At 35.3% G+C, this 14,645-nt stretch carries 14 protein-coding genes; 7 read left to right on the top strand and 7 right to left on the bottom strand.

Features of this window, described 5'->3' with window-relative positions; genetic code table 11:
• Positions 1-13 precede the first annotated feature (13 nt).
• Entirely contained in the window at positions 14-610 is a 597-nt protein-coding gene (locus tag UH7x_RS00840) for a gluconate 2-dehydrogenase subunit 3 family protein (protein WP_482361831.1), read from the top strand.
• A 6-nt stretch (positions 611-616) separates the two neighbouring features.
• On the opposite strand, the gene UH7x_RS00835 is transcribed toward UH7x_RS00840, so the two are convergent.
• Positions 617-2,350, bottom strand: coding sequence for an amidohydrolase (locus tag UH7x_RS00835; protein ID WP_482361830.1), 1,734 nt, complete (start codon positions 2,348-2,350; stop codon positions 617-619).
• 126 nt (positions 2,351-2,476) lie between these two features.
• Between UH7x_RS00835 and nudK the strand changes: the two genes are divergently transcribed.
• Positions 2,477-3,064, top strand: a complete 588-nt coding sequence (gene nudK / locus UH7x_RS00830) for a GDP-mannose pyrophosphatase NudK (RefSeq protein WP_482361829.1) — start codon at positions 2,477-2,479, stop codon at positions 3,062-3,064.
• A 6-nt stretch (positions 3,065-3,070) separates the two neighbouring features.
• Here nudK and UH7x_RS00825 read toward each other — a convergent pair whose 3' ends face one another.
• Positions 3,071-4,384 (bottom strand): D-alanyl-D-alanine carboxypeptidase/D-alanyl-D-alanine-endopeptidase, encoded by a 1,314-nt coding sequence (locus tag UH7x_RS00825; protein ID WP_482361828.1) that lies wholly within the window; start codon positions 4,382-4,384, stop codon positions 3,071-3,073.
• Positions 4,385-4,486: 102 nt separating this feature from the next.
• Here UH7x_RS00825 and UH7x_RS00820 point away from each other — a divergent pair, with 102 nt between their 5' ends.
• Positions 4,487-4,684, top strand: coding sequence for a hypothetical protein (locus tag UH7x_RS00820; RefSeq protein ID WP_482361827.1), 198 nt, complete (start codon positions 4,487-4,489; stop codon positions 4,682-4,684).
• Positions 4,685-4,713: 29 nt separating this feature from the next.
• Here UH7x_RS00820 and UH7x_RS00815 read toward each other — a convergent pair whose 3' ends face one another.
• Entirely contained in the window at positions 4,714-5,655 is a 942-nt protein-coding gene (locus UH7x_RS00815; RefSeq protein ID WP_482361826.1) for a LysR substrate-binding domain-containing protein, read from the bottom strand.
• A 106-nt stretch (positions 5,656-5,761) separates the two neighbouring features.
• Between UH7x_RS00815 and UH7x_RS00810 the strand changes: the two genes are divergently transcribed.
• Complete coding sequence (locus UH7x_RS00810) at positions 5,762-6,241, top strand: Dps family protein (protein ID WP_482361825.1); 480 nt, start codon at positions 5,762-5,764, stop codon at positions 6,239-6,241.
• Between the two features lie 96 nt (positions 6,242-6,337).
• Here the strand turns inward: UH7x_RS00810 and UH7x_RS00805 are convergent, their stop codons facing one another.
• Entirely contained in the window at positions 6,338-6,751 is a 414-nt protein-coding gene (locus tag UH7x_RS00805; RefSeq protein WP_482361824.1) for a DUF2141 domain-containing protein, read from the bottom strand.
• Between the two features lie 217 nt (positions 6,752-6,968).
• On the opposite strand from UH7x_RS00805, the gene UH7x_RS00800 reads away from it, so the two are divergent.
• The gene (locus UH7x_RS00800; RefSeq protein ID WP_482361823.1) at positions 6,969-8,063 is read left to right on the top strand and encodes a glycosyl hydrolase; all 1,095 of its coding nucleotides are present in this window, start codon (positions 6,969-6,971) and stop codon (positions 8,061-8,063) included.
• Here the strand turns inward: UH7x_RS00800 and UH7x_RS00795 are convergent.
• From UH7x_RS00795 to UH7x_RS00785, 3 genes are all read right to left on the bottom strand, one after another.
• The gene (locus UH7x_RS00795; RefSeq protein ID WP_482361822.1) at positions 8,050-8,424 is read right to left on the bottom strand and encodes a TfoX/Sxy family protein; all 375 of its coding nucleotides are present in this window, start codon (positions 8,422-8,424) and stop codon (positions 8,050-8,052) included. The two genes, UH7x_RS00800 and UH7x_RS00795, sit on opposite strands and share 14 nt — an antisense overlap.
• Before the next feature lie 103 nt (positions 8,425-8,527).
• Entirely contained in the window at positions 8,528-9,448 is a 921-nt protein-coding gene (locus tag UH7x_RS00790) for a hypothetical protein (protein WP_482361821.1), read from the bottom strand.
• A 121-nt stretch (positions 9,449-9,569) separates the two neighbouring features.
• A complete protein-coding gene (locus tag UH7x_RS00785; protein WP_482361820.1) occupies positions 9,570-10,400 on the bottom strand; it encodes an endonuclease/exonuclease/phosphatase family protein in 831 nt (276 codons plus the stop codon).
• A 227-nt stretch (positions 10,401-10,627) separates the two neighbouring features.
• Here UH7x_RS00785 and UH7x_RS00780 point away from each other — a divergent pair, with 227 nt between their 5' ends.
• Both UH7x_RS00780 and UH7x_RS00775 read left to right on the top strand, forming a co-directional pair.
• Positions 10,628-11,737, top strand: a complete 1,110-nt coding sequence (locus UH7x_RS00780) for a glycoside hydrolase family protein (RefSeq protein WP_482361819.1) — start codon at positions 10,628-10,630, stop codon at positions 11,735-11,737.
• Positions 11,738-11,994: 257 nt separating this feature from the next.
• A complete protein-coding gene (locus tag UH7x_RS00775; RefSeq protein ID WP_482361818.1) occupies positions 11,995-14,628 on the top strand; it encodes a glycoside hydrolase family 2 protein in 2,634 nt (877 codons plus the stop codon).
• The last annotated feature ends 17 nt before the right edge of the window (positions 14,629-14,645 follow it).

Genomic DNA, 14,645 nt, shown 5'->3' with positions numbered 1-14,645 from the left:
AACGATACAAATTATGGATAGAAGAAAAGCGCTTAAAAGAACAGGCTTATTTGCAGGAGCAGTTATTGCTTCGCCTTCAATATTTTCATTATTACAGTCTTGTAAAGATGAGCCGCGATTAAGTTGGCAACCGCTCTTTTTTACCGAAACTGAGGCACATACAATTTCAACTTTAGTTGATATGATTCTTCCGAAGACCGAAACCCCTGGAGCCTTGGATATGAAGGTCGATATATTTATTGATACGGTTGTTGCTAAAGGTTACGATGAAGCTGGGCAACAAAAAATGCGCGATAATATTGCAATGTTTAATGAAGCTTGTAAAGCTGATTATGGTGATATTTTCCCTAATTTAACTGAAGCAGACCGAATTAAAGTATTAAAAAATTCAGAGGCTACTTCGGGTAAATTTAACCGAGGCGTTTGGGGAAAAACTGTGGGTGAACAAGGGCCTATTGGTTTTTATAGATCTCTTAAGGCAATGGCCATAGGCGCGTATTTTACATCAGAAGAAATTGGAAAAAATGTATTGAGTTATGATCCTGTCCCTGGTAAGTACGAACCTTGCAAACCTGTTTCTGAAGTGGGAAATAAATGGAGCTTAGGTTAATAATTATTACTCTTCTTTCGTGTATACGATATCACCGTTAAAAATAGTCATGGCTACTTCAGTTTTTAAAAATTCATCTTCTGGAATGGTCATTATATCCTGATTGTAAATAGTAAAGTCAGCTAATTTTCCTGGGCTAATTGAACCTTTAATATTTTCTTCAAAGGCACCATAAGCGGCATCTATGGTATAAGACCTCAAGGCTTGTTCTCTGGTCATTTTTTGTTCAGGCTCATAGCCGCCTTCGGGAGTGCCATTTAAAGTTTTACGACTAATACTAGCATATAAACTTGCAATCGGATTTAATGGTTCAACAGGTACGTCTGTGCCATTAATAATCGGAATGCCACTTTTTAATAATGTCTGCCACATATAAGCACCTTCTTTAATTCGTTTTTCTCCCAAACGGTCTATGGCCCATGGTCTATCTGAAGACATATGCACCGCTTGCATGGCTGGTATTACACCAAGTTCTGCAAAACGTGGAATGTCATCCGGATGCAAATGTTGCGCGTGTTCTATACGAAAACGATGGTCTATAGATGCTTCAGGTAGATCTTTAAATGCCGATTCGTAACGATCTAGTATTTCGCGATTTGCGCGATCGCCAATGGCATGAGAGCAAACTTGAAATCCATTTTTCAATCCTTTTAAAGCTGTTTCTTTTACAACTTCCATGGGTAGTGTTTCATGACCAAAGTGACCATGTTGGTCCGTATACTCTTCTAATAACCATGCACCTCGTGAACCCAAGGCCCCATCGCAATTTAATTTTATCGAACGTATGGTTAACAGATTGTCAGGATCTATGAATGGTCCCTTATCAAGCCATTCATCAACAAAATCCATATCTCCTCCGGTAAGCATAGCATACATGCGAACGGTCATTTTACCAGCTGATTTCATAGCTTCATAAAATTCGATATTTTCTTTGCCAATTCCAGCATCATGAAAACCAACGATTCCATTTTTATGGCATGCTGCAATGGCAAGCTCAAAAGCTTCCGTTATTTTTTCAGGGGTGTACATATCTGTAGGAACATGTTTCCAAATTAAATCTGTGGCTGTCTCATTAAAAATACCCGTAGGTCTCCCTAATGCATCTCTTATTATTTCACCGCCTTCAACTGCAGATTTGTCGATACCTTCTTTTGTCAAAACTTGAATTCCTGCAATATCCATGGCCGCAGCGTTTGCAAAACCCGCATGTCCACTTACGTGACTTAAAAAAACAGGGTTGTTAGGTGAAACCGCACTTAATAAATCATGAGTGGGAAAGCCTTTTACCATTATCTCCGGTTTTACATTCCATTTGCTTTGGTGCCAACCTGCACCTATTATCCATTGTCCAGGCGCAGTTGTTTTTACTTTTTCAGCCACAGCAGCAACAATTTCTTCATAGCTATTGGTGGCCGTTAAATCTAGTTCTAGGGCACTAAAACCTAAGCCCATAAAGTGACCATGGCCTTCGATTAAACCAGGTGTCATGGTTTTGCCTTTTAAATCTAGTACTTGTGTTTGTTCGTTTTTATACTTTTCAGCTTCTTCTAGACTACCTGAAAAAAGTATAATACTATCTTTTGCAACCACGGCTTCTACTTTAGCTTGTGTTGAATCTACGGTGTAAATAGGTCCACCATAAATAAGTAGTGTTCCCGTTTCTTGCGCGGGATTCGAACATGAAATAAACATTAGTAGAATTAAAACGAAACAACTGGAAAGAGATTTTGGTATGTACATTTGGAAGGTTTAGATATTATGAATTTACAATATTTTATTATATGATTTTAGAGAGTAATCCAAAAATTTTGTAAACGAAAACGGTTTAGTGTTCAATGCTAAAAGTGCAGTTTGTAACTTGGTATTATGAAAAACAATAGAATACGAAATATTAAAAAGGAGTTGCTTTCAGACAATTGGTATACGCTAAATAAATTCAGTTTTGAATATAAAAAAGATGATGGCTCTTGGGAGGAACAGCATCGAGAGGCTTATGATCGTGGGAATGGAGCAGCAATCCTGCTATATAATAAGAAAAAAGGTACCGTAATCCTTACGCGGCAATTTCGAATGCCGACCTATGTAAACGGCAATGAAGACGGTATGATGATTGAAGCATGTGCTGGTCTTTTAGATGGTGATAATCCTGAAGATTGTATCAGAAAAGAAACCGAAGAAGAAACTGGTTATAGAATTGATAATGTTGAAAAGGTAATCGAGACGTATATGAGTCCAGGTTCGGTGACCGAGATTTTGTATCTTTTTATTGGTGCATATGAAGACCGCATGAAAGTAGGTGAGGGTGGAGGTGCCGAAGATGAAACGGAGAATATTGAAGTTTTAGAGTACACTTTTGAAAAAGCTATGGGAATGATTTCTTCCGGAGAAATTAAGGATGCAAAAACAATAATGTTGTTGCAGTATGCAGCTATTCATAAATTGGTCGGAAACTAGAGGTGCCTAGTAGTTGTCTCTGATTTCTTCAAATATTCGTTGCATTCTATTTTTAATTTCTAACGAAGATTGTCTGAAATGGTTATTCATAAAACTAAATATTAATATTTTACCAGATTTGGTGATCAAATACCCACTTAAACAATGATTGTTGCTTAAACTACCGGTTTTGGCAATAATATAAGGTTTATCAATACTGGGGTACCAATCTTCTAATGTCCCAGAGACTCCTCCTTTAGGAAAAAAGTCGAAAAGCCGCTCACTAGGAACTTCCGTGTACATTTTTTGTAATACGTGTACCATAGATTCTGGTGTAAATAAATTGTATCTGGAAAGCCCGGAACCATCTACCCAACGTGGTTCTTGTTTTAAATCATTTAGAAGCTCTTTTAAAACATGTTCTTTGGTGGTTTCACTGTTTAGTGTATCTGATAGCGTTGAAGACCCCAAAATCAATAATTGTTCAGCAATAAAATTGTCGCTTTCATGCATCATTCTCTTTAATACGGTATCTGTTGGAACACTATAAACTATACTTTTTTCACCCATTGGCATATTATCTGCTATCTCAATATCTTTTCCAATAGCTTGTTCTAATAGGCTTTGTGTTAATGTGGAACTCGTTCTATAGGGAATTTCAAGGGTGTCTTTTCGTTGCCCGGAATAGTAAAATAAATTCTGTTCTAATTCCCTGTTTTTATCCGTATTAATAACAATGATGCTATCTGTAAAATACTTCGGTACTATTGTTTTTTCAGGCTCATTAAAAACTGTTACTACATTGCCATACATTGGAAAACTGCCTCTTTCTGGTTGATAGTAATATTGATAATCGCCCCACGACCAACCTGGACCTAATTTTGAATCATCAAAATTATTGAGGTATAACGCAATGTTTTCTTTATCCTTTAGAAAATCTAAGACATTAGCATTGTCAAAATATGTGTGAAATAAAGTAGGATCCCCAGTGCCTTCTATGTATGTTTTATTATTCTCTTTGATGTATTTTAAAGCAGGGATTTCCTTAGGCAGTAACTTTAACGCGGCATAGAGCGTAAAGATTTTAGTATTACTTGCTGGGGTGAAAAACTTTGTTGCGTTTTGTTTGTAAATTGTATCGTTATTTTCTGGATCTACTACTAAAATACCGGCAAAATAATTGGCCGTTTGCTCATTTTGCATGGAATTCAAAATGTTTTTCGAGAGTACTTTCTTAGTGCTACTACAACTAATTAAAAAGAAAAGCAGAAATGCAGTTGTTATTATAAATTTAAATCTGAAATGTGTTTCTCTTAAACTTCTTAAAAGTGCTGATTTCATTGATGTTAACATGAATTTACATTAAATTTAACGTATAAGGAGCAATATAATTAGGACGAATGTAGTTAAATTTGATAGACAACTAATTTTAATCTTTTTCATATGGCTAGAGCAATGCTTGAGTACACAAAAACAGTACTCAAAAAAGTTAGTTTCGATGCTAGTTTGTTTAGCAAAGAACTAAAGAAAGCGATTTCAAGATTACTCCCCCAAGAAATTGAAGAATTAAAGCAGTGGTTAGAAGGTTTTATTAATGATAAGCCTGAACTGCACGAAAGTTTACTTTATTTGAAATCTTAATATTAAAAACCCACAGCAATGTGGGTTTTTTATTTACTACCTAAAGGACTAATTATTTTTACGTCTTGAAAGGCTATAGCGCCTCTAACTACCCCAGATATTACATCTATTAATGCATTGGTAATTTGCATTTTAAGCTCTTTTTTATGATAAATAAGACTTACCTCACGGGCTGGTGGTGGTTCATTAAAATAACGTAATTGCTTCTTTTTAGTGTCATCTAAATCAATGGTATTTAAATACGGTAGTAACGTCATACCAAGACCCTCATTGGCTAAATTTACTAAAGTTTCAAAACTACCGCTCTGTAACTGAAAATGTTCATTTACATTTTTGCCAGCAGTTCTGCACAAATTAATTACACCTTCTCTAAAGCAATGACCATCTTGTAAGAGTAAAATATCGCTTATGTCTAAATCTTCAGGATTTATCTTAGTTGAACCAAATAGTCTGTGCCCGTTGGGAACATAGCCTACAAATGGTTCGTAATATAAAGGGCGCTCTTTTAAAAACTCTACTTCTAGTGGTGTTGCGGCAATAGCAGCATCTAAATGTCCATCGGTTAGATTCTTAATAAGTGTTTCGGTAGGTTGTTCTTTTATAATAAGATTTACTCTTGGATATTTCTTTATAAAGTTCTTTAAGAACATCGGTAAAAGTGTCGGCATAATAGTTGGAATTATGCCTAATGTAAATTCACCTCCAATAAAGCCTTTATCCTGATCTACAATATCTTGAATACGGTTTGCTTCAGCGACAATATTCTTTGCTTGAGAAACTATTTTCTTGCCAACTTCTGTCACGCCAATAGGTTTCTTTCCACGGTCAAATATTTGTATATCTAACTCATCTTCAAGTTTTTGTACTTGCATGCTTAATGTGGGCTGCGTAACAAAACTGTGTTTCGCTGCCACCGTAAAATTTTGATATTCAGCAACAGCTAAAATGTATCTTAATTGTGTAATTGTCATAGTCAATAGTTGATGTCGATAAAGGTATAAAATCCATCGATAAAACTTATTGTTTTAAGTTGAAATCATGTTGTAAATTTATGATGAAATTAAAACAATTAAAGTCATGAAAACTAATAGTATTGGCTTAAATGCCGAAAAATCACAAGAATTAAGTAACGATTTAAATTCACTTTTGGCCAATTTTCAAACCTACTACCAAAACCTAAGAGGTATACATTGGAATATTAAGGGAAAGCGTTTTTTCGAATTGCACCCGAAATTTGAAGAATTATATAATGATGCGAATATAAAGGTTGACGAAATTGCCGAAAGAATACTGACGTTAGGAGGCGTTCCTGAGCATACTTTTCAAGATTATCTCGAGAACTCGCAAGTTCCGGTGGGTAAGAATATAACCAAAGATGATGAAGCTATTCGGTTAATAGTGGATTCGCTTTCTGTACTCTTAAGTATTGAAAGAAGAATTTTAGACGCTTCTGATGAGGCCTCTGATGAAGGTACAAATAGTATGATGAGTGATTTTATAACCGAACAAGAAAAAACTGTTTGGATGATGAAGGCATGGTTAGCTGAAGAAATTTGAAAAAGAGAATTTTATGTAATAAAAAGGGCTTGCCATTGGCAAGCCCTTTTTTTGTTGATTGATTGATGAATGTACTACTTCGGTAATTTGATAAAATTAGAACCTAAGTTTGATCTCTTGATTTTCTGTACTCACATCAAATTTTGAACTATCGAATACAGGTGGGCCATATAAGTTCATTTCTCCAGAATTTGTATAGCTTTCTTGTGGCATTCCGTTTAGCATATCCATTTGCTTGTTGTCATTGGCATCGTGCATTACCATTACAGCATAGGTGCCAGGTGCAATATTATCGAAAGTTAAGGTTACTTTTCCTTTTTTGGCCTGCTTACTTGCGCTGGTAACTCCAGGAGCTTTCAAAAAAGTATCTTCCGTATGTAAAGCTGCGATAATAGTTCCATCGTCTGAGAGTACATTTTCTATGATAACTGAAATTGTAGATCCAGAAGTGTCTTGTGCTGTAATTGTAAATGTGATTAGGAAGAGTACGAGTGCTGCTAATTTTTTCATGGTGTATTGTTTTTCGTTATTTAACTTGAGTCAAATCTCCACCATTTACAGCGTTACTGGAAAAACAGATTACCCAATTGTAAAATTTCGGGTATGAGTTGTATTTCGAGCCTGACTTATGAATATTTCTGATAGTCTTAAGCGATAATATTTTTTTCGGAACGATTTTTGGTTCTTCATTTTTATGATTTTTCAGAGACTATTAATAAAGTTTTGTATGCTTCTTTTGGGAGGGATATTTTTTATTGGCTGTAGTACTGATAATTTAGATGATGATCAACCTGTAAATTCTGAAAATGTGAATACTACAAACCCTGATAGCAAAGAACCAGTAAAGATTCCTAGAGTAGTTAGTAAAGCCGATATTCTGGCTTATTTTGATTCCTTAATTGAAAATAATCAAATAATAGTTGGTCAGCAATGTGGGGACGCACCAAATACAACAGCTGATTATTATACTACTTATGTGGATCGATTGGCCGATATGTCCGGACAATATGTTGGATTAATTGGTGCAGATTTCGGTTGGTATGCTGGTGATAAATATCCGGTGCAGACCTTAATTAAGCATTGGGATAACGGCGGATTAGTTACCGCTAGTTGGCATGCTGATAATCCTTTCTCAGAAGGGGTAGACGTGTATATGAATACCGTTGAGAATAAAGATAAAATAAACTTAAGGGCTTTGTTGAGAGATGCAGCGCCAAGCGATGCAAAAACGAGTTATCGCAATGAACTCGATAAAGTAGCAGGTGCCTTACAAGAACTGCGCGATGCAAATGTTACTGTTATATGGCGACCGTTTCATGAAATGAATGGTAATTTCTTCTGGTGGGGTATTAATGATTATGCGAATAAGCAAACGAATGAATCTGATTTTAAAGCACTATGGATTGATATGTATAACACGTTAAAGTGGGATTATGGTTTGGATAATTTAATCTGGACCTACGCCGTAGTGCCTAGTGAAACATGGTATGCAAATGTAACTGCCTTTTATCCAGGATCAGATTATGTAGATTTAGTGGGAATGGATTATTACGGGTTACAGCCAGATTTTCCGCATTACGAAGAATTAAAATCTTTAGGGAAAACCATAGTAATGTCTGAAATAGGACCACGTGAAGAAAGTTATGGCACTTGGAACATGATGGATGTTGTTGATAAGCTAAAAGGTAAAGCAGCGTATTTTATGCAGTGGCATAGTTGGAATGGGGCAGGAGTGGCTATTATTGATAATACGAATAGTTCAGACATGATGAATAGTGAAGCTGCGATTACACTTGAAGAAGTATTGCCTATTTCTTTTTAGAAGCACGCTTTTTACTTTTCTTGGCAAATGGGTTAAAATCTAAACACATTTGTAACCAAAATTCTAAGTCTTTCTCGCTGTCAATTCCGTCAGCAGTTACAAATACATAACCTTTCATTGTACGGCCTGTAAAATTCATCTCGGTGCAATGTGGTCTAGCAAGAGCTTCCTCGTACTTGTCTATTCCAATCCTAGCCATTAATAATGAGCTATCTGTGTTTTTATCGATATGCATACCAAAACACATTTTTTCATCGACCATAAAACAGAGACCACCAATCATTTTTTTCTCTTCAAAATAAACGGGCTTTTGTTTTAAAAACCGTCGTGCTCTGTCCGCTAAGAATTCGTCGTATGCCATAATTTTATGTTATGGATTTGTATTTTTTATAATGCTATTGATCCTAAAGTCAGTAAAATACTACTGTTTAATTCACCTAAAAGTCAAGATCGAAATAATGAAGTTAATCTAGAAAATTTCGGTCAAATGAGAAGGGTTTTTCATTATTTGGATTTACTGAAATTTGCACTGCATTTGCACCACCTTCAATTTGAAGTCTAAGAATATTAGTTTCTTCATAAGGTCTGTTTAAGAACCAAAAATGACCGTCACCTTGAACATATAATATAGGTTTTTCAAAATCGATGGCAACTTCTTTTAATACATCGGTAAAAGGTTTAAACTTATCTGGACCAGCTTCCACCATATTTGCGTGTCCAAATATTACAAGCACTTCTAAATCAGTAGCATTGGCATCGACGTAGTCCTTTAAAAATTTTCCATTATCGGCTAACCTTGCATCCCACTCTTCTTGATCGTGAACAGAACTTCCTACTAGGTTAAGTCCCATAAACATTATTTTACTCTGAGTCCATGCAAAATTCTCAGCTCTATTTTCTTGAAAAGTCAGCAATTGGTCGAAAGTCCAGTTATCCTGAAAATTTAAAAAATATTCGTTCCATAATTGAAGAGCAGAAATAGGATCTTCACAGTCGTTATATTCATTGTCACCCAATAGCATGAATGTAGGTATGTCGAACTCTTTAAGGATCTCATTTACATCTTTATAAACCGGTTCAAGACAAGGATCAGCTCCAGGTTTTATATCCCCAACATGAACTACGAATTCTGATACAGCTTTTGTGTTATGGGCGGCTATCATTGCTATTAATCCGGTGCGTTGTTCATCATCATAAGGCACATCACCAATGGCTGTAAAAACTACGCTGTCTAATAGAATTGGTTGCGGTGTAGTGATCACTGAATCAATAGGATCAGTGGGGTCATCGGAATCTTTAGGTGGATCGCTTTTGGAATTGCATGAACTGGCTATTACAAATAAAAAGCCAATAAAAAGCGATAAAATTTTGATGGAATATTTCATTACAAAAAAATATAATCTAGTAGTTTGCTAAAATCTACTAGGTATGATTTACGATACTAATTTAGTGAATTACAGTTTGATGGCCGTTTCTCGTCTTATTTGCTGATTAAGTTGGGAGTTATTAAAATTCAAAAGAAGCCAATATCGGTAAATGGTCTGAAATGTGTTTGTTGTTTTCCATACGGTCATCAATGTGAATGTATGTAGAGAATTCGAGGTTTTTACCAAATATATAATCGATTCTATGGTCTAGTTTCCTATCGTGATTAAATCCGCTAAAAGTACCTGAAGGACCATAAAATTCTTTAATAGTATGATTTTTACCATCGACTAATTTGCTTTGTAAAAACTGAATTGGTGCTGATTCTGGTGGTAGGTTTAAATCGCCCATTAATATAACAGGTATTTGCTTTTTATTTACCTCAGTTATTTTTTGATAAATGAGCTCGGCAGATTTTACACGAGCTTCTTTTCCACGGTGATCAAAATGTGTGTTAAATACATATAGCTTTTGACCAGTCTCGATGCTTTCAAATAAGCCGTATGTACAAATGCGTTCTAAAGAAGCATCCCAACCCTTTGATATTTTATCTGGAGTTTTAGAAAGCCAAAAAGTTTTGTCTTCTAGTACCTTATATTTTGAAGTGTTATACAGAATAGGGGAGTATTCGCCTTTTGTTTTTCCATCATCACGACCCACGCCTATATAGGTGTAATTTGTTAGCGAGCTGTCGAGATATGTCAACTGTCGGTGCAAAACTTCCTGCATACCAATAAAAGAGGCCTCGTAATGTTTAACTAGACTTACCATTGTTTCTTTACGGTCGTTCCAATTATTAACGGTATCCTTTTCATTGTCATATTTTATATTGTACGACATTACTTTTACTTCTTGACAGAATCCTGAAAAGGTGATTGCTAACAGTACTAATAAGGTATATGTTTTTTTCATTTTGGTTTGTTAATTGCGAATAGCCAATTTAAGAAATAACGGTAACATTGATCTCATAAGAATCAAGGATATCAATAAAAAAACATATTCTTAGTTTTTAATTTACTTAAATATAATGCACTTAAATCGGTATTTAATAATTCTGTTTTAAGTTCGATAAATAGGAAGTTAAAGTCGAGTGTAAAAAGAGTTCCTTTTACTAAATTTGGCAGCTTAGATTAATAATTATGAAAAATATATTCCTTACTTTTTTACTACTAACAACTTTTTTGGCGGTTGCGCAAGATTCTAAAGTTCCTGTGTATGCATGGATGGGAGGTCCTGGAAAGGCAACAGATCAAGAACTTGAAAAACAGTTTACAGATTTAAAAGAAAAAGGAATCGATGGTTTAATGTATAGCGGTGGTCATGATCCAGCGACTTATAAAAGAGTTGGCAAGTTTGTAAAAGCTGCAGGAATGGAATTTCATACTTGGATACCGACAATGATCCAAAGTGATCCTAAATTAAAACCAGAATGGTACGGCGTTAGTGGTAAAGGTGAGTCTGCATTCGATATTCAACCTTACGCTCCTTATTACAAATTTTTGTGTCCGAATAAAAAAGGCGTTCGCAAGTATTTAAAAGACATGTATTCTAGTGTAGCTGAAGTAGAAGAAGTAGACGGAATTCACTTAGATTATATTCGATATCCAGATGTGATTTTAGCACGTGGCCTTTGGGAGAAATACGATTTAATTCAAAATCGGGAATATCCTGAATACGATTTTTGCTATTGCGATACTTGTACTGCAGATTTTAAAAAGAAAAGCGGAATTGATATTAAAGTTGCTGCAGATCCTACTACTGTTCAAGAATGGAAACAATATCGTTACGATGTAATTACTGAGTTGGTAGGTGAATTAAGTGAAGCTGTACGAAAAAAAGGAAAGAAGGTAAATGCAGCGGTTTTTCCAGGGCCAACAATTTCTAAGGCCTTGGTACGGCAAGAATGGAATAAGTGGAATTTGGATGCTTATTTTCCTATGAATTACAATGATTTTTATATGGCTAACCCTTTATGGGTTGGTAGTATGGTTAAAGAGGAAGCGAAAGCTGCTGGCGATACACCGGTTTATAGCGGATTGTTTATTTGCCCAAGACCATGGAATAAGGCAAATGAAGAAGACCCTGAAGGCAGTGGTTTGTTGCCAGAAGAATTAGGCGATGCTATTAGAGAATCTATGGAAAATGGAGCAGCAGGTATTTGTCTTTTTACACCAGGTAGAATGACCGATGCACATTGGGCTGCTTTTGAAGTAGCTATACATAAAGAATACGAAACAAAAAGTGAATAAGTCGCTTGTCTGTTTTTAGTATAAGTATAGTTCGTTGCTTTTTGTTCTTATTTCTATGTAAGAACTAATCAGGACGATACCTTTTCTAATAATCGATTTTCAAATACCAGTTAATCTGAGTTCCATAAAGAAGTCAGACGATAGCGGTATGTAAAATTTTAAAACTCAGCTCAACTTTCTACTTAATCACTCATTTAATATCATTGGTCAAATTCTTTGACTATTTAATTTATTTAAAATTTATTTAAAATTTGTTTATGAAAAAATTGAACTTCCCCTTTCTATTATTTTTTGTCTTTTTTATTTTTCAAAATGTAACTGCACAAGAAAGATATGAGCTAAATAAAGATTGGTATTGTACACCAATTGCAAATACGAAATCTGATGGTTATGAATTGTCTAAAACGTCGTATGAATTAAAAGAATGGATGCCAGCAACTGTTCCAGGAACAGTTTTAACTACCTTATTAAATAATGGTAAAGTTCCGGATCCATTTTACGGAATGAACAATGAAAAGATAAAAGATATTTACGATACCGGGCGTGATTTTTACACCTATTGGTTTGTGAATGATTTTGAAGAAGTTGCTAAAAAAGGAGAAAAGGTATGGCTGTCTTTTCGCGGCATTAATTACAGTGTTGATATCTTTCTTAATGGAGAAAAAGTAAACGAATCACCGTATAAGGGGATGTTTCTGCGTAAATCTTTCGACATAACGAAATTTCTAAATAAAAATGGCAAGAATAGATTAGCCGTAATTGTATACCCCGTAGATGTTGTTGGAAATCCAAATGGTGGCCAAGGCGGAGATGGAATGATTGCAAAAAACGTTTCATCGCAATATGTTGCGGGTTGGGATTGGATTCAACCTATTCGTGATAGAAATACAGGAATTTGGGATAAAGTTTTTATTGAAAAAACAGGAGTTGTAAACTTAAAAAACCCGCATGTTGTTACCCTTGTGCCTGAGGTAAGAATGCCTGGTGAAATACAAGAACCTGCAACCTTAAAAGTTTCGACAGAGTTAGAAAATACCACTAATAAAGCTATTTCAGGAACATTGCAATATGAAATAGATGGTGTGAAAATAACCAAAGATGTTACCCTAAATGCCAATACCATAACCGAAGTTAGTTTGCCCGACCATAGTATTGAAAGCCCTAAATTATGGTGGCCGAATGGATATGGTGCGCAAAATATGTATGCAATTAACATTGCGTTCACAGCTAAAAATAAAATAATAGATGCTGAAAAAGTTGATTTCGGTATTCGTGAAATTCAAACGGAATGGAACGAACGTACCCGTAGTAAACAGATATCAGTTAACGGACAAAAAATATTTATAAAAGGCGCTAACTGGATTATGTCCGATGCCATGTTGCGTTTATCTGAAAAACGATACGATGCTGAAATTCGTTTCCATAGGGATATGAATTTAAATCTTATACGAATTTGGGGTGGTTCATTAACAGAAAGACCTGAATTTTATGAAGCATGTAATAAGTACGGGTTGCTTGTGATTCAAGATTTTTGGATAAGTGGCGATGGTAATGGACGTTGGTTGGATCCTAAGAAAAAAGAAGATCAATGGACAAGAAGGCAATACCCAGATGATCATGAATTGTTTATTGAGTCGGCGAAAGATGTGGTGAAAATGATTCGTAATCATCCGTCTTTAGCGATGTGGTGTGGTGGAAATGAAATTACACCTCCCGAAGATATTATGCACGCCTTAAAAGAAGAAATTCTACCAAAATTAGATGGCACTCGTTGGTTTATAGATTACTCCAACTCTGATGAAATGTCATATAATTTTAAAGGAGGTAATGGTGATGGACCGTATAACATACAAGATATTCGTGTATTCTGGGAAGAGCGTACATGGCCATTTAATTCTGAAGTTGGTTCGGTTGGTACCGGTGACGCAGTTTCGTTAAAAAGATTTCTTCCAGAAGAGAATCAAGTAGTGCCGCAAAAAATAGTGAATGGAAAAAAGGTTACGGACAAAGGATGGAGTTATCATAAATACATTGGCTATAACAAAAGTATGGATGTTTATGGCGCACCTACCGACATGGAAGATTTTGCCAATAAAGCACAGTTGGTGAATTATAATCAATATCGTGGTTTAATGGAAGGTTTTAGTGCGCATATGTGGGATTGGTATACAGGTACTATTATTTGGAAAACACAAAATCCATGGACATCATTGCGTGGTCAGATGTACGATTATTACTTAGACCCTAACGCTTGTTTATATGGAACACGAATTGGGAGTGAGCCTTTTCACGGAATTTATAATTCCATAAAAGGCGATATAATGATTGTAAATAATACTTTCGAACCGAAACATGATGTTATGTTGAAGGTCAGCTCCTTTGATATGGATGGAAATCAAAAAATATTGGAGCAAGTATTTTGTAGTATTGAGGAAACGAGTGTGCGTTTAATTGGGAACCTTCAGAAAAAAATAGATGCGGTAGCCAATGAAAAAGGAGCATTCTTATCAGTGCAATTGCTAAATAAAGAACAAAAAATACTAAGTGATAACTTTTACTGGATTCCAGATAGTACAGGGGTTTACTCCGGATTAAAAACTTTAAAAAAGGTAAAATTAGATGCGAAAGCAAAAAAGGTAAATGATACTACCGTTACACTTACGCTAAAGAACAATGAAGATAATACAGTTGCCTTTTTTAACCGGATATCTTTAGTCGATGGCGAAACTAGCAAACGCGTCATGCCTACTTTTTATAGCGACAACTATGTGTCCCTAGTACCCGGAGAATCGAAAGAAATATCTTTGGAATACGAGGAGCTTAGCCAAATAAAACCGGTAATAGAAATTAGTGGTTGGAACGCTGCAAAATCAAATATTAAGGTAGAGTAGCATTAGGATTATTTCAA

Source organism: Aurantibacter sp. UH7 (assembly GCF_056839165.1).
The sequence above is the reverse complement of the archived record's forward strand: the minus strand, read 5'-3'. Positions and strand labels throughout refer to the sequence as shown.

What these genes read in the sequence shown, in the direction of transcription:
- UH7x_RS00840 (WP_482361831.1), top strand. Translation starts at nt 14, where the DNA reads ATGGATAGAAGAAAAGCGCTTAAAAGAACAGGCTTATTTGCAGGAGCA.
- UH7x_RS00835 (WP_482361830.1), bottom strand. Translation starts at nt 2,350, where the DNA reads ATGTACATACCAAAATCTCTTTCCAGTTGTTTCGTTTTAATTCTACTA.
- nudK (WP_482361829.1), top strand. Translation starts at nt 2,477, where the DNA reads ATGAAAAACAATAGAATACGAAATATTAAAAAGGAGTTGCTTTCAGAC.
- UH7x_RS00825 (WP_482361828.1), bottom strand. Translation starts at nt 4,384, where the DNA reads ATGAAATCAGCACTTTTAAGAAGTTTAAGAGAAACACATTTCAGATTT.
- UH7x_RS00820 (WP_482361827.1), top strand. Translation starts at nt 4,487, where the DNA reads ATGGCTAGAGCAATGCTTGAGTACACAAAAACAGTACTCAAAAAAGTT.
- UH7x_RS00815 (WP_482361826.1), bottom strand. Translation starts at nt 5,655, where the DNA reads ATGACAATTACACAATTAAGATACATTTTAGCTGTTGCTGAATATCAA.
- UH7x_RS00810 (WP_482361825.1), top strand. Translation starts at nt 5,762, where the DNA reads ATGAAAACTAATAGTATTGGCTTAAATGCCGAAAAATCACAAGAATTA.
- UH7x_RS00805 (WP_482361824.1), bottom strand. Translation starts at nt 6,751, where the DNA reads ATGAAAAAATTAGCAGCACTCGTACTCTTCCTAATCACATTTACAATT.
- UH7x_RS00800 (WP_482361823.1), top strand. Translation starts at nt 6,969, where the DNA reads ATGCTTCTTTTGGGAGGGATATTTTTTATTGGCTGTAGTACTGATAAT.
- UH7x_RS00795 (WP_482361822.1), bottom strand. Translation starts at nt 8,424, where the DNA reads ATGGCATACGACGAATTCTTAGCGGACAGAGCACGACGGTTTTTAAAA.
- UH7x_RS00790 (WP_482361821.1), bottom strand. Translation starts at nt 9,448, where the DNA reads ATGAAATATTCCATCAAAATTTTATCGCTTTTTATTGGCTTTTTATTT.
- UH7x_RS00785 (WP_482361820.1), bottom strand. Translation starts at nt 10,400, where the DNA reads ATGAAAAAAACATATACCTTATTAGTACTGTTAGCAATCACCTTTTCA.
- UH7x_RS00780 (WP_482361819.1), top strand. Translation starts at nt 10,628, where the DNA reads ATGAAAAATATATTCCTTACTTTTTTACTACTAACAACTTTTTTGGCG.
- UH7x_RS00775 (WP_482361818.1), top strand. Translation starts at nt 11,995, where the DNA reads ATGAAAAAATTGAACTTCCCCTTTCTATTATTTTTTGTCTTTTTTATT.